This window comes from Pseudomonas sp. NUPR-002 (genome assembly GCF_056322725.1).
Genome location: NZ_CM150476.1, coordinates 5774338 through 5789349 on the forward strand (window position 1 = coordinate 5774338; position 15012 = coordinate 5789349).

Here is a 15012-nt window from a genome sequence, read left to right on the forward strand (position 1 = left end):
GCTTTTCACTCAACCTTGGCTCAACACCCAGCTCAAATACAGCGCTATCAGGGTAGCCACTATCGTTATTACCCAGTGAATAATTCCGATAGCCATCCAGGCCCAGTTCGCCAGGGTGAACGATGAGTTGCTCACTCCCAGAGGGTCACCTTCTACGAAGTTGATCGCCCGTTGTATTGTGCTCATCAGCCACAGCTGAACGCCCATCAATGACACAGAGAACAAGAGCAACTTCAGCGAATCCGATAGTATTTCTCCAGACTGCTCGGTACTCCACTGCCCTACAGGCTCTTCTGTCAACACTGGTGGCGTCAGGCCCAAGGCAATTGAGAGTAGAGCAGTCATCACAAGCCCCAACATAAGCATCGCCGGCGACCACTCATATCGCTGCTTCCTAGATTGGATCTGCCGATCGAGTCTGGCCAGCAACGGATAGAGAAACAGAAGAGGGCATATTGAGCGCAAGAATGGGCTCAACTTTTCTCCCGTTGCCTGTCGATAAGCCGCCCAATTCCGATAATTCCAATAGAACATATAGAAACCAAACGTAAAAAAGCTCATCACGATGTGCTTCTTGACCGACACCACGAAAAACATCGGTTCAGTTTTAGATTCAGGCGACTTGTAGCCGATTTCAGTAGCGATAGTGCTCATTGCAGATAGTTAAGTCCGTAAAGGGAAGACTCCGCTATCAGACAGACTGCAACGACGCCATGTATGCAGTCCAATTCCTCAAATCATGTACGCTCCGTCTCTCGTTTACGATAAGCCCACCCCCACAAATCCTGGTGGGAGCGGGCTTGCCCCGCGATGAATTACGGCTAAGCCCTCAGTCCTGAGGTAGCACCACGAGCATTAGCTGGCCGGAGCAGGAAGTACCGCAAGGATCTAATGCAACGGTCGCGCTGGTGCCTGCATCTGCAACTGGATCAATGCGGACTCAAGCAGCACGCTCAGTGACTCGATCTCATGCATTGTTGCCATCATCAGAATCGAAACGGGCGATTTGGGCTGTAGCAGAATCGCCTGATGAGCCACGGCTTGCGCGCACTGTGCATAATCCGCAGCCTGGATGAGCGTATCTTCAAGGGTATGGTGATGATGGGGTGGGTCGGGGACAATTTTCAGCATTGTGTGTTTTTCCTGAAAATGGGCCGCCATCCTCTTGCTGTCAAACATGAAGGGTGGCAGCTGTGCATGGGTTGACAGACCGGCAGGAAAAACCAAAAAACCCGGCGCACACAAAGTGCCCCACGCACAGCCACCATAAAGGCAAAAGCCATGAGTTTTAACCTGGACGGCCTGTCAAAGCCGGTCGTTGATGCGCAACGACTCACCGAGACTAGGGGGCAATCCAGAGCACTGCAATGACTTGGAAGTGCCAGAAGTATCTTTGGGAAATGGCCTACAGGAAAGAGGAGAAGTCTTAAAAACCTTGTCAGAATTGCCGCCAGCCATGGCACACAACTTTGCCTGACTTATCACCCTCACCTATTTCCCTGTTACCTCCCACTCCCCGCCTCTAGACTCGTCCGATCACACGATAGGACCGCCGCCATGTCCGAGACTCTGCTCAGCGCCCGCAACCTCGCCTTCGAACTCTACGAAGTGCTCGACGCCGAGGCCCTCACCCAACGCCCACGCTTTGCCGAACACACCCGCGAGACCTTCGACGCCGCCCTGAGCACGGCACGCACCATCGCCGAGAAGTACTTCGCCCCACACAACCGCAAAGGTGACGAACAGGAACCGCGCTTTGAAAATGGCGAAGCGGTGCTGATCCCGGAAGTGAAACCTGCGGTGGATGCCTTCCTTGAGGCGGGCTTCCTCAACGCTACCCGTGATTTCGAAGTCGGTGGCATGCAGCTGCCTACCCTGCTCTCGCAAGCCTGCTTTGCCCACTTCCAGGCGGCTAACGCGGGTACCACCGCTTACCCGTTCCTGACCATGGGCGCCGCCAATCTGATCGAAAGCTTTGGTAGTGACGAGCAGAAACGCCTGTTCCTGCAGCCGATGATCGAAGGCCGTTTCTTCGGCACCATGGCGCTGACCGAACCTCATGCTGGCTCATCCCTGGCCGACATCCGCACCCGTGCAGAACCCGCCGAAGACGGCAGCTACCGTTTGCGCGGCAACAAGATTTTCATCTCGGGCGGCGACCATCCGTTGTCAGAGAACATCGTCCATATGGTCCTGGCCAAACTCCCGGATGCACCGCCAGGCGTCAAAGGCATCTCGCTGTTTATCGTGCCCAAGTTCCTGGTCAACACCGACGGCAGCCTTGGCCCACGCAACGATGTGCAATTGGCCGGTTTGTTCCACAAGATGGGCTGGCGCGGCACCACGTCGACGGCGCTGAACTTTGGCGACAACGGCCAGTGCGTCGGCTACCTGGTGGGCAAGCCGCACCAGGGCCTGGCCTGCATGTTCCAGATGATGAACGAAGCGCGTATCGGCGTCGGCATGGGGGCGGTGATGCTCGGTTATGCCGGTTACCTGTATTCGCTCGACTACGCCCGTCAGCGCCCACAAGGGCGTCCGCTGGACAACAAAGACCCTGCGACCGCAGCGGTGCCGATCATCAGCCATAGCGATGTAAGGCGCATGCTGCTGACCCAGAAAGCCTATGTCGAGGGCGCTTTCGATCTAGGCCTGTACGCGGCGCGGCTGTTCGATGAAACCCAAAGCGGCGAGACCGAGGCCCAGCGCCAGCAAGCCCACGAACTGCTCGACCTGCTCACCCCGATCGTCAAATCCTGGCCTTCGGAGTTCTGCCTCAAGGCCAACGAGCTGGCGATTCAGATCCTCGGTGGCCACGGCTACACCCGCGAGTACCCGGTCGAACAGTACTACCGCGACAACCGCCTGAACCCGATCCACGAAGGCACCCACGGCATCCAGTCGCTGGATTTGCTCGGGCGCAAGCTGGCACAGAACGGTGGCGCCGGGCTCAAGCAACTGGTGCGCCTGATTGCCGGTACCTGCGAGCGGGCCAGCGGGTATGTCAGCCTCGACCACCTGCGCACGCCACTGGAGCAATTACAGGTGCGTCTGCAACGTGTGACGCTGGGGCTGCTCGGCGATCTGGCCCAGGGCCAGGTCAACAGCGCCCTGGCCAACTCCGCGCTGTACCTGAAAGCCTTCGGCCACTGTGTGATCGGTTGGCGCTGGCTGGAGCAGGCCATTCATGCCGAACAAGGGCTAGCACACGGCAACCCGGCGGACCGCGAGTTCTATCAGGGCAAACTGCAAGCGGCGCGTTATTTCCTGACCTGGGAAGTGCCGGGCTGCCATAATGAGCTGGCATTGCTCGAGGCCCGCGACGACACCTGCCTGAGCATGCGCGACGAGTGGTTCTGAGGGGGAACCACCGTATCCACGGAGGTTCTTGCATGTTCGAGATGACTGCAGTGCTGCGCCAACGCTTTGCCGCGTTGCGCAGCGGTGCCGAGTTTTTTTCCCTGCGCTATGTGCAGCAGTCCCAGCAACAACTGTCGGTGCGCAAAAACGTTGCCGAACCGCCGTTTATCTCCCGCGACGAAGGGGCCATGCTGACCGTCAGGCTCAACGGCGTAGAGGCCTATGCTGCCACCGCTGACCTTTCGCAATCGGGTTTGCAACGCGCCCTGGAGCAGGCAGAGCACCTCGCCGCTCAGATTTTCACGCGCACGCTGCTGGATCTGCGTGAGCAACCAGTGGCCACTGAACGCACCGACTATTGCTCACCCAACCTTGAGCAACGCTTCCCGTCACTTGCTGACTGCTACGACCTGCTTGCCCGTGAGTCGGGCAGCGTGCCCGCCGACAGCCGCCTGGTGAACTGGCAGGCAAGCCTTGGCATCAGCAACGTCGAACAGATCTACCTGAACACCGCTGGCGCCGAGTTGCGTCAGGCGCAGCGCTTTGTCTACCCGGGGTTCAGCGCCACCGCCTTCGATGGCCTGGACAGCCAGAGCCGCACCCTGGGCCGGGAAAACTTCGGCCAGCAAGGCGGCATGGATGTGATTGAGCGCTGCGGCCTGGTGGGCGCCGGGGCCAAGGTTGCCGATCAGGCCCTGCAGCTGCTGCTGGCGCCCAACACCCCGAGCGGTGTGCGCGACCTGTTACTGATGCCGGACCAGATGATGCTGCAGATCCACGAGTCCATCGGCCACCCGCTGGAGATGGACCGGATCCTCGGTGACGAACGCAATTACGCCGGCACCAGTTTCGTCAAAGCCAGCGACTTCGGCACCCTGCAATACGGCTCGAAGCTGCTCAATGTGACCTTCGACCCGAGCATTGGCGAAGAACTGGCCAGCTACAGCCATGACGACGACGGCACAGCCGCCAACAAGCAGTTCTTGATCCGCGACGGCCTGCTGGTACGGCCACTGGGTGGAGCGCTGTCGCAGTTCCGCTCGGGCCTGGACGGTGTAGCCAACAGCCGTGCGTGCAGCTGGAACCGTGCGCCGATTGACCGCATGGCCAACCTCAACATCGAGCCGGGTGACCAACGCCTTGATCAGCTAATCGGCAATATCGAGCACGGCATCCTGATGCGTACCAACCGTTCCTGGTCTATCGATGACGCCCGCAACAAGTTCCAGTTCGGTTGTGAATGGGGCCAGTTGATCGAAAACGGCGAGCTCAAGCACGTGGTCAAGAACCCCAACTACCGAGGTATTTCCGCGCAGTTCTGGGGCAACCTCAGTGCCGTGGGTGACGCCAGCACATTCCAGGTCCTGGGCACACCCAATTGCGGCAAGGGCGAACCGAACCAGGTGGTCCGGGTCGGGCACGCCTCGCCCGCCTGTGTATTCAGCCAGATCGACGTATTCGGAGGAGACGCCTGATGGCTGCCACCCCACTGCACAGTTTCCAGCGCCTGGTGAGCAGCCTGCAGGAGCAGGTCAACGCCGCCGAACACTTCACCCTGAGCTACAGCGCCGAACACTCGCACTTCATCCGCTTCAACCACGCCAAAGTCCGCCAGGCCGGTGACGTGCTGCAGGCCAGTTGCATCCTCAAACTGGTGAACGACGGCCGCCAGGGCGAACTGCAGTTCACCTTGAGCAATGACCCCGACGTCGACCAGCAGCGCCTGGCCGAAGCTATCGAACAACTGCGGCAAACCCTGCCGCTGCTTGAGGCCGACCCTTACCTGCAACTCAATGACAGCGCTTGGCAAAGCCACAGCGTGCAGGATCAAGCGCTGCCGGAAATCGAGCAGGTACTGACGCAGATCGAGCAAGGTGCCGGCGAACTGGATTTGGTTGGCATCTACGCTGCTGGCCCGATCTGCCGCGGCTTTGCCAGTTCGTTCGGGGCCTTTGGCTGGCACCAGGCCAACAGCTTCAACTTCGACTGGAGCCTGTTCCACCCCAACGGCCAGGCAGTCAAAGCCAACTATGCCGGGCAGTACTGGGACAGCGAAGCCTTCGCCGAGCGCCTGCGTCTGGCACGCGAGCAGCTGGAATACCTCGGTCGCCCGCTCAAGCAACTGACACCCGGCGAATACCGCGCCTACCTGGCACCGGCCGCCATGGACGAAATCATGGGCATGCTGTGCTGGGGCGGCTTCTCTGCCCAGTCACTGGCGACCAAGAACAGCCCGCTGCAACGCCTGTACGCCGGTGATGCCCGCCTGAGTCAGCAGGTCAGCATTGCCGAGCAGGTCAGCGGCTCGCTGAGCCCGGCGTTTTCCGATGAAGGCTCACCGCGCAGCGACCTGCGCCTGATCGAGCAAGGCCAGGGGCTGGACCGGCTGATCTGTGCGCGCAGTGCCGCCGAATTTGAACTGGCGGCCAACGGTGCCGACAGCCATGAAACGCCCTGCGCCTTGAGCATGGCTGCGGGCGAGCTGGAGCACAGCGACATCCTCAGCCGTCTCGGCACCGGTCTGTACATCAGCAACCTGTGGTACCTGAACTTCTCCGACCTGCCTGCCGCACGCATGACCGGGTTGACCCGTTTCGCCACCTTCTGGGTCGAGGACGGGCAGATTCAGGCGCCGGTGAGCACCATGCGTTTTGATGACAGCGTCTACAGTTTGCTGGGTTCCCAGCTTGAGGCACTGACACGCGAGCGCGAGCTGATTCTGTCGACCAGCACTTACGGACAGCGTCAGACCAGCTCCAGCCATTTGCCGGGGGCTTTGGTTAAACGCCTGACCCTGACGTTGTGATACACCTGATCGCGGGGCAAGCCCGCTCCCACCGGAGCGGGCTTGCCCCGCGATAGGTCCTTGAAGGATTAAAGGCCATGCCCGAGCGCACCCCGCTGGACCCCATAACCGCCCGCTGGATCCCTTGGGTCGTGGCCATCGCTTTCTTCATGCAATCGCTGGATGGCACCATCCTCAACACCGCCCTGCCGGCCATGGCCCGTGACCTGGCGGAAGACCCGCTGCGCATGCAATCGGTGATCATCGCCTACATGCTCACCGTGGCCCTGCTGATTCCCGCCTCAGGCTGGATTGCCGATCGCTTCGGCACCAAGCGGATCTTTTTCGGCGCGATCTTGCTGTTCAGCCTCGGTTCCCTGCTCTGCGCCCTGTCCGAAAGCCTCAGCATGCTGGTCGCCGCACGGGTAGTCCAGGGCTTGGGCGGCGCCTTGATGTTGCCGGTCGGGCGCTTGGTGGTACTTCGCGCCTACCCGCGCTCGGAGCTGGTGCGGATCATGAGCTTCATCACCATTCCCGGCCTGCTCGGCCCGTTGCTAGGCCCGACCATGGGTGGCTGGCTGGTGGAGATCCTCAGCTGGCACTGGATCTTCCTACTTAACCTGCCGGTGGGCGTGGTCGGTTGCTATGCCGTCTGGCGCTTCATCCCCGACCTGCGCGGCAGTGAACGCACACGCTTCGATACGGTGGGCTTTGTGCTGTTCGGCGCGGCGATGGTGCTGATCACCATTGCCATGGAAGGCCTGGGTGAACTGCATCTGCCGCACCTGCGGGTGATGCTGCTGTTGTTTGCCGGCATGGCCTGCCTGGCCGCCTACTGGTTACGCGCAGGCAGCATCGACAATCCGCTGTTTTCTCCCAGCCTGTTCCGCACCCGAACCTTTTCCGTTGGCATCCTTGGCAACCTGTTCGCCCGTCTGGGCAGCGGCGCCCTGCCGTTTCTGGTGCCGTTGCTGCTGCAAGTTGCCTTGGGCTACTCACCTGCTCAGGCCGGCATGAGCATGATTCCGCTGGCCGCCGCGGCGATGGTGGCCAAATCCATTGCCCGGCCACTGATCGAGCGCTTCGGCTACCGCACCATCCTTACCGGCAACACGCTGTTGCTCGGCCTGTTGCTGGCGAGCCTGGGCCTGGTGGACGAGCAAACGCCCTATGCCCTGCTGTTGTTCCAACTGGCCCTGCTCGGCGCGGTGAACTCCATGCAGTTCACCGCGATGAACACCGTGACGCTGATCGACCTCGACGATGCCAGCGCCAGCAGTGGCAACAGCCTGTTGTCGGTGGTGGCGCAACTGTCGCTGAGCCTGGGCGTCGCCTGTGCCGGCGCCCTGCTCGGCGGCTTCAGCGCCGCAGGCAGTGCTGAAGGCGTAGAAAGCACGTTGGGGGCCTTCCAGCTGACCTTCCTGACCATTGGCTTGATGGCCATGCTGGCGGCGGCGATCTTCATGCAACTGTCGAGGACAGACGGAAGGCGTGCCCGTCGTCCGGAACCGGAGATCGAGGCTTAGGGCTATTGGCGTCGAGACTGGTACACTGCGCGACATTTTGTTTTGCAGGCCCGTCTCGTGACCACCATTGCCACCGCCTTCGCCACTTTGCCGCTGTCCGCCGCCATGCTGGCCAACCTGGAAGCCCTCGGCTACGCCCAGATGACCCCGATCCAGGCACAAAGCCTGCCGGTAATCCTCAAGGGCCTGGACCTGATCGCCCAGGCCAAGACCGGTAGCGGCAAAACCGCTGCGTTCGGCATTGGCCTGCTCAACTCGATCAACCCGCGTTACTTCGGTTGCCAGGCCCTGGTGCTGTGCCCGACCCGCGAGCTGGCCGATCAGGTGGCCAAAGAGCTGCGCCGCCTGGCCCGCGCCGAAGACAACATCAAGATTCTGACCTTGTGCGGCGGCGTGTCCCTGGGCCCACAGATCGCTTCGCTTGAGCACGGCGCGCACATCATTGTCGGTACCCCAGGCCGGGTGCAGCAGCACTTGAGCAAAGGCACCCTGGTGCTCGACGGCCTCAACAAGCTGATTCTCGACGAAGCCGACCGCATGCTCGACATGGGCTTCTACGACGCCATCGCCGACATCATCGGGCAAACCCCGAGCCGCCGTCAGACGCTGCTGTTCTCGGCGACCTATCCCGCTGGGATCAAGCAACTGGCTTCGTCGTTCATGCGCGACCCGCAAACCGTCAAGGTCGAAGCCCTGCACGCCGATACCCAGATCGAACAACGCTTCTATGAAATCGCTCCGGAACAGCGCCTGGAAGCGGTCACCAAAGTGCTCGGGCACTTCCGCCCGCAATCCTGCGTAGCCTTCTGCTTCACCAAGCAGCAGTGCCAGGAGCTGGTCGAACACCTGCAAGCCAAGGGCATTTCCGCCCAGGCCCTGCATGGCGACCTGGAACAGCGCGACCGTGACCAGGTGCTGACCCTGTTCGCCAACCGCAGCCTTTCGGTGCTGGTAGCCACTGACGTTGCCGCCCGCGGCCTGGACATCGATGCCCTGGAAATGGTCATCAACGTCGAACTGGCCCGCGATGCCGAAATCCATGTGCACCGCGTCGGCCGTACCGGCCGTGCCGGTGAGAAAGGCCTGGCGGTGAGCCTGGTGGCCCCTGCCGAAGGGCATCGTGCCCAGGCCATCGAAGACTTGCAGAAGTCGGCGCTGCGCTGGGAACAGCTGGACAGCCTCAAGGCCCAGAACGGCGCGCCGCTGCTGCCGACCATGAGCACCCTGTGCATTGCCGCCGGACGCAAAGACAAACTGCGCCCGGGCGATATCCTCGGCGCCCTGACCGGTGACGCTGGGTTGCCGGGCACCCAAGTGGGCAAAATCGCGATTTTCGACTTCCAGGCGTTTGTCGCGGTAGAGCGCACGGTGGCCAAGCAGGCCCTGCAACGACTCAACAGCGGCAAGATCAAAGGCCGTTCGTTGCGGGTCCGCATCGTCTGAGTTGTTTGAAACTTTTCGCGGGGCAAGCCCTCTCCCACAGCCCTTGTGGGAGCGGGCTTGCCCCGCGATGACTTCCCCACCGTACCAGAGGATTTTGCAGTGCGCTCCACCGAAGTGATCATCATTGGCGCAGGCGCCGCAGGCCTGATGTGTGCCCTGACCGCCGCCGGTCGCGGCCGTCAGGTGCTGCTGCTCGACCACGCCAACAAACCGGGCAAGAAGATCCTGATGTCCGGGGGTGGCCGCTGCAACTTCACCAACATGTACACGGAACCGGCCAACTTCCTCTCGCAGAACCCGCATTTCTGCAAGTCGGCCCTGGCCCGCTACACCCAGTGGGACTTCATCGAAATGGTCGGCAAGCACGCCGTGCCGTACCACGAGAAGAAGCTCGGCCAACTGTTCTGCGATAACAAGTCCAGCGACATCCTCGACATGCTCCTGCGCGAATGTGCCCAGGCCGGTGCCGAACTGCGCATGGACACCCGCATCGAGCAGATCGAGAAAATCGACAGCGGTTACCTGCTGGAAACCAGCGCCGGGCAACTGCAGTGCCAATCGCTGGTGATCGCCACCGGCGGCCTGTCGATCCCGACCCTGGGCGCCACCGGTTTTGGCTATCAGGTGGCTCGCCAGTTCGGTCACAACCTGTTGCCGACGCGTGCCGCACTGGTGCCGTTCACCATCACCGAGCCGGTGCTCAAGGGCATCTGCACCGAGTTGTCGGGCAGCTCGGTGGATTGCATCGCCAGCTGCAACGGCACCAGTTTCCGCGAGAACCTGTTGTTCACTCATCGTGGCCTGAGTGGCCCGGCGATCTTGCAGATCTCATCGTTCTGGGAAGCGGGCGACACCGTCGAAATCAACCTGCTCCCCGACCACGACGCCCTGACCTGGCTGCAACAGCAACAAGCCGAGCGCCCTAACAGCGAACTGAAGACCTTGCTCGCCGAAGTCTTCACCAAAAAGATGGCCAACCTGCTCAGCGAGCACTGGTTCGTCTCCAAGCCGATGAAGCAGTACACCCCGGCAGAGCTGGCGCAGGTCAGTGACAAGCTCGGCGCCTGGCAGGTGGTGCCAGCCGGTACTGAAGGCTACCGCACGGCTGAGGTAACCCTCGGTGGCGTCGATACCCGCGAGGTGTCGTCGAAAACCATGGAGTCGCTGAAAAGCCCTGGCCTGTACTTCATCGGCGAAGTACTCGACGTCAGCGGTCACCTGGGCGGCTTCAACTTCCAGTGGGCCTGGGCATCGGCTTACGCGGCCGCGCAGTTCGTCTAACCTTCGCGGTAGAATCAGCGCATCAAGGAACAAATTTTGCTGTTCAGAGGCTAGCGGTAACACGCTTGCCATCTGAATGGCTCAATTTCGATCATCGCCCAAGGCCTGCCTACCTGACATGTCATCCCCCTCGCTCAGCCAATCATTGCGTCGCCTCTGGGCCCTGGACAAATTCAGCTATGCCATCCGCGTACTCATCGCCCTGACCGGCAGCATGGTGCTGTGCTGGTACCTGGATGAGATGAGCCTGCTGATCCCGCTGTTCCTCGGCATTATCGCCAGCGCCCTGGCCGAGACCGACGACAGCTGGCAAGGGCGCCTGAACGCCCTGGCCGTTACCCTGGTGTGCTTTACCGTTGCTGCGTTGTCAGTGGAATTGTTGTTCCCCTACCCGCTGGTGTTCGTCTGTGCCCTGGCCCTGGCAAGCTTTGCCCTGACCATGCTCGGCGCCCTGGGTGAACGCTACGGCGCCATCGCCTCGGCGACCCTGATTCTGTCGGTCTACACCATGATTGGAGTCGACCAGCGCGGTGGTGAAGTCAGCGATTTCTGGCACGAACCCCTGCTGCTGGTGGCCGGTGCGGCCTGGTATGGGCTGCTCTCGGTACTATGGCAGGCGCTGTTTTCCAACCAGCCGGTGCAGCAGAGCCTGGCGCGGCTGTTCCGCGAGTTGGGGCGTTACCTGAAGCTCAAGGCCACACTGTTCGAACCGATCCGCCAGCTGGATGTGGAAGCCCGACGCCTGGAACTGGCGCAGCAAAACGGTCGTGTGGTGGCGGCGCTGAATGCGGCCAAGGAAATCATCCTGCACCGGGTCGGCAATGGTCGGCCAGGCTCGAAAGTCAGCCGTTACCTGAAGCTGTACTTTCTCGCTCAGGACATCCACGAGCGCGCCAGCTCGTCCCACTACCCCTACAACGCCCTGGCCGAAGCCTTCTTCCACAGTGACGTGCTGTTTCGCTGCCAGCGCCTGCTGCGCCAGCAAGGGGTAGCGTGCCAGCAATTGTCCGAGTCGATCCAGTTGCGCCAGCCGTTCACCTACGACGCTGGAACCGCCCAGGCCCTGGAAGACCTGAACGCCTCGCTTGAACACCTGCGCATCCAGAGCAACCCGGCCTGGCGCGGGCTGCTGCGCTCCCTGCGTGCCCTGGCCGCCAACCTGGCCACCCTCGACCGTCTGCTGAGCGATGCCAGCAACCCCGACAATCTGGCCGACGCCAGCGACAGCAGCCTGCTCGACCGCTCGCCCCACAGCCTGGCTGATGTCTGGAGCCGCCTGCGCCAGCAACTGACCCCGACCTCACTGCTGTTCCGCCACGCACTGCGCCTGCCGCTGGCCTTGTCGATCGGTTATGGCATGGTGCACCTGATCCACCCCACCCAGGGCTACTGGATCATTCTGACCACCCTGTTTGTCTGCCAGCCCAACTACGGTGCGACTCGGCGCAAGCTGGTGCAACGGATCATCGGCACTGGCATTGGCCTGACAGTGGGCTGGGCACTGTTCGACCTGTTTCCGAGCCCGATCATTCAGTCGCTGTTTGCAGTGGCCGCCGGCGTGGTGTTCTTCGTCAACCGCACCACCCGCTACACCCTGGCCACTGCGGCGATCACCCTGATGGTGCTGTTCTGCTTCAACCAGGTCGGCGACGGCTACGGGCTGTTCCTGCCGCGCCTGTTCGATACCCTGGTTGGCAGCCTGATCGCGATTCTCGCGGTGTTCCTGTTCCTTCCAGACTGGCAGGGACGACGCCTGAACAAGGTGCTGGCCAACACCCTGAGCTGCAACAGCATCTACCTGCGCCAGATCATGCAACAGTACGCCCAGGGCAAGCGTGACGACCTCGCCTACCGCCTGGCCCGGCGCAACGCGCACAACGCTGATGCGGCGCTGTCGACGACGCTGGCCAACATGCTCATGGAGCCCGGGCATTTTCGTAAGGAAGCCGATGTCGGTTTTCGTTTCCTGGTGCTCTCGCACACCTTGCTCAGTTACCTGTCAGGGCTGGGCGCGCACCGGGAAACCACCCTGCCTGCCGATGTTCAAGAGCAGTTGATTGACGGTGCTGGCGCCAGCCTGGCCAACAGCCTGGATGAGATTGCTGAAGGCCTGGCGAGCAAATTGCCGGTGGCGATTCACAGCGATGCGGAAGAAGCCCTGGCCACCGAGCTTGAGCAGATGCCCGAAGAGCTTGAGGAGAACCAGCGTCTGGTGCAAACCCAACTGGCCCTGATCTGCCGGCAGTTGGGCCCATTGCGCACCCTGGCCGCCCATTTGATCAAAGACACCCCGACCTGATCAGAAGCCGTAGTGCTTGAGCAAGCGCTCATAGCTGCCATCGGCTTTCATTTCGCTGATCGCCTGATTAAAGCCCGCGACTACCTTTTGATGCTCGGGGGTCTTGAGGCTCACCAAAATGTGCAGGGTGTTTTCGCCCAGCGGTTTTTCGACGACCTCGATACTGTCGCGGACCGAACGCGTCTCGCGTTGCAGGAAGTACCGCGCAACGTACTCGTCTTCAAGGGTTAGCCCCACCCGCCCGGCCGCCAGCATGCGTACCGCAACGGAAAAATTGCGCACCGGTATTTTCTGCAAGCGCACATCTGCATCGAACGCAGGCGAATAGGCATAGTCCCTGACAACGGCAATAGGATAGGGATACAAATCGCTCAATGCCTTGAACCTGAGCGGATCACCCTTGCGCTTGAGCAGGCGGATACGATTGGTCATGTAAGCGCTCGAAAACGCGCCAATATGGGTACGGCTTTCGTTGAACCAGGCATTGATCAATACGTCGTAGCGCCCTTCCTCAACCCCCAGCAAGGCCCGCGCCCAAGGCGCCTGCTCGAACTCGCTGGTGAAACCGGCGCGCTGCAAGGCGGTGGTGACAATCACCGTGGCCAAGCCGCCACCCGGCATGCTGGCGTCGGTAAACGGTGGCCAGCTGTCGGCGACCAGGCGCAGTTTTTCCGCGTGGGCGGTGTTGTACGCCAACAGCAATCCCAACAAAACCAAGGCTCGAAGCAGTGCGGCCATGCTCAAATCCTTTAGTACACACGCCATTACATGTCGTTGATATCAACTGTTCGAGCGCTATTGCTGCCTGCTCGGTTACGCAGGTTACACAAATAAGAAGCCTGAAGTCAGAACCAATGATGTCAAATGGCCTCTATTTTGAATGACATCACATTTTGTGTTGACTTGTGGCAATTTCATCCTCGTCCTGGCCCCTGGTATCTGCCATGATCAAGGCCATTAACTGCTTGAGAAGCCCCATGAGTATTGACTGGATCTGCAAACATCACAGCGACCTTGGCAAAGAACAACTCTATGCCATTCTGCAGCTGCGCACCGAAGTCTTCGTTGTGGAGCAAAAGTGCGCCTATCAGGACGTCGATGGCCAGGATCTGGCCGGTGACACCTGCCACCTGATGGCCTGGCAGGACGACCAACTGCAAGGTTATCTGCGCCTGCTCGATCCGGAGTCCCAAGGGGGTGATGTGGTGATTGGCCGGGTGGTGATCATGCCGTCGGCACGAGGACAGGGGCTGGGGCACGCGCTGATGGAGAACGCGCTGGAGCAGGCCGAGAAACACTGGCCGGGGGTGCCGGTTTACCTCTCGGCACAATCGCATCTGCAGGACTATTACGGGCGATATGGCTTTGTGGTGGCGGGTGAGGAGTTCGTCGAGGACGGCATTCCACATATCGGGATGCGTCGCGGCTGAGGGCCTCTTCGCGGGGCAAGTGGGAGCGGGCTTGCCCCGCGATCAGGCCTTCAAGGATACCCAAGCACCTCACGAATACTGCGCAGGTGCTGAATGATCCACTGTTTGTCGATCGCCCCCCAATCGCGAATCCGATAATGCCCGGCATGATTGCGTGCGCCCGCCTGCTGCTCGAACTCACAGACGATGTCCAGGTCGGCCAGCGCTGCAATGGTGTCCTGGGCGGTGCGCCGCGGCATGCCGGTGGCTTCCATCAGGGCTGGCACGGTTGTGGCGGTCTGGCTGTCGATCAGCCAGGCAACATAGAGACGGCGGTAGAAGCTGGTCTTGGTCTTGCTCACATCCATTGGCAGGTCCTCGCAGCTCACCCTATACCAGGCAGCTCGCGGTAAGTGAGGTAGACACGCAAGTCGAACTCCAATTGATGGTAGCCCGGCTGCATGTGTTCACAGAGTTGGTAAAAGGCCTTGTTGTGATCGCTTTCTTTCAAGTGCGCCAACTCATGCACAACGATCATTTTCAAAAACTGCGGCGCGGCTTCCTTGAACAACGAGGCAATGCGGATTTCTTTCTTCGCCTTCAACTTGCCGCCCTGCACCCGTGACACCGCAGTGTGCAGGCCTAGCGCACGATGGGTCAGGTCGAGGCGGTTATCGAACAGTACTTTGTCGAGGTTCGGCGCGTTGCGCAGGTATTCCTGCTTGAGGCCCTGGGCATAGCTGTACAGCGCCTTGTCACTTTGCACTGCATGACGCTCCGGGTAACGCTGCTGCAGGTAGTCGCCCAGGCGATTGCTGGCAATCAACTGGCGTACCTGCTCTTGCAGGGCAGGCGGATAAGCTTGTAAGTACTTGAGCGGCGTCATGGTCAGCAAGCGAGCGAGTAAAA

At 60.9% G+C, this 15012-nt stretch carries 13 protein-coding genes; 8 read left to right on the forward strand and 5 right to left on the reverse strand.

The genetic code is table 11. The features are described 5' to 3' along the window. Window positions 1–9: 9 nt before the first annotated feature. Window positions 10–654, reverse strand: a complete 645-nt coding sequence (locus tag ACVWSC_RS26590; RefSeq protein ID WP_442110296.1) for a hypothetical protein — start codon at window positions 652–654, stop codon at window positions 10–12. A gap of 234 nt (window positions 655–888) precedes the next feature. Next, complete coding sequence (locus ACVWSC_RS26595) at window positions 889–1131, reverse strand: hypothetical protein (RefSeq protein WP_442114378.1); 243 nt, start codon at window positions 1129–1131, stop codon at window positions 889–891. A gap of 426 nt (window positions 1132–1557) precedes the next feature. Here ACVWSC_RS26595 and ACVWSC_RS26600 point away from each other — a divergent pair, with 426 nt between their 5' ends. The 7 genes from ACVWSC_RS26600 (at window position 1558) to yccS (ending at window position 12694) form a co-directional block, all read left to right on the forward strand. Next, a complete protein-coding gene (locus tag ACVWSC_RS26600; RefSeq protein ID WP_442110298.1) occupies window positions 1558–3360 on the forward strand; it encodes an acyl-CoA dehydrogenase in 1803 nt (600 codons plus the stop codon). Window positions 3361–3392: 32 nt separating this feature from the next. Further along, window positions 3393–4835, forward strand: a complete 1443-nt coding sequence (locus ACVWSC_RS26605; protein ID WP_442110300.1) for a TldD/PmbA family protein — start codon at window positions 3393–3395, stop codon at window positions 4833–4835. Then, on the forward strand, window positions 4835–6166 hold the full coding sequence (locus ACVWSC_RS26610) for a TldD/PmbA family protein (protein WP_442110302.1): 1332 nt from the start codon (window positions 4835–4837) through the stop codon (window positions 6164–6166). The genes ACVWSC_RS26605 and ACVWSC_RS26610 overlap by 1 nt, the downstream gene beginning before the upstream one ends. Before the next feature lie 77 nt (window positions 6167–6243). Beyond that, window positions 6244–7671: a multidrug transporter subunit MdtD gene (gene mdtD / locus ACVWSC_RS26615; RefSeq protein ID WP_442110303.1), complete on the forward strand. Its 1428-nt coding sequence runs from the start codon at window positions 6244–6246 to the stop codon at window positions 7669–7671. A gap of 105 nt (window positions 7672–7776) precedes the next feature. After that, window positions 7777–9114 (forward strand): ATP-dependent RNA helicase DbpA, encoded by a 1338-nt coding sequence (gene dbpA / locus ACVWSC_RS26620; RefSeq protein ID WP_442114379.1) that lies wholly within the window; start codon window positions 7777–7779, stop codon window positions 9112–9114. Window positions 9115–9213: 99 nt separating this feature from the next. After that, window positions 9214–10395 carry a BaiN/RdsA family NAD(P)/FAD-dependent oxidoreductase gene (locus ACVWSC_RS26625; RefSeq protein ID WP_442114380.1) on the forward strand — a complete coding sequence of 394 codons (1182 nt, stop codon included), beginning with the start codon at window positions 9214–9216 and terminating at the stop codon, window positions 10393–10395. Window positions 10396–10513: 118 nt separating this feature from the next. After that, window positions 10514–12694 carry a YccS family putative transporter gene (gene yccS, locus ACVWSC_RS26630; RefSeq protein ID WP_442110305.1) on the forward strand — a complete coding sequence of 727 codons (2181 nt, stop codon included), beginning with the start codon at window positions 10514–10516 and terminating at the stop codon, window positions 12692–12694. Here yccS and ACVWSC_RS26635 read toward each other — a convergent pair whose 3' ends face one another. After that, window positions 12695–13432: a substrate-binding periplasmic protein gene (locus ACVWSC_RS26635; RefSeq protein WP_442110307.1), complete on the reverse strand. Its 738-nt coding sequence runs from the start codon at window positions 13430–13432 to the stop codon at window positions 12695–12697. A 239-nt stretch (window positions 13433–13671) separates the two neighbouring features. On the opposite strand from ACVWSC_RS26635, the gene ACVWSC_RS26640 reads away from it, so the two are divergent. After that, window positions 13672–14124: a GNAT family N-acetyltransferase gene (locus ACVWSC_RS26640; RefSeq protein ID WP_442110309.1), complete on the forward strand. Its 453-nt coding sequence runs from the start codon at window positions 13672–13674 to the stop codon at window positions 14122–14124. 50 nt (window positions 14125–14174) lie between these two features. On the opposite strand, the gene ACVWSC_RS26645 is transcribed toward ACVWSC_RS26640, so the two are convergent. Next, window positions 14175–14471 carry a winged helix-turn-helix domain-containing protein gene (locus ACVWSC_RS26645; RefSeq protein WP_442110311.1) on the reverse strand — a complete coding sequence of 99 codons (297 nt, stop codon included), beginning with the start codon at window positions 14469–14471 and terminating at the stop codon, window positions 14175–14177. A gap of 17 nt (window positions 14472–14488) precedes the next feature. Continuing rightward, window positions 14489–14989 carry a M48 metallopeptidase family protein gene (locus tag ACVWSC_RS26650; RefSeq protein ID WP_442110313.1) on the reverse strand — a complete coding sequence of 167 codons (501 nt, stop codon included), beginning with the start codon at window positions 14987–14989 and terminating at the stop codon, window positions 14489–14491. Between the last annotated feature and the right edge of the window lie 23 nt (window positions 14990–15012).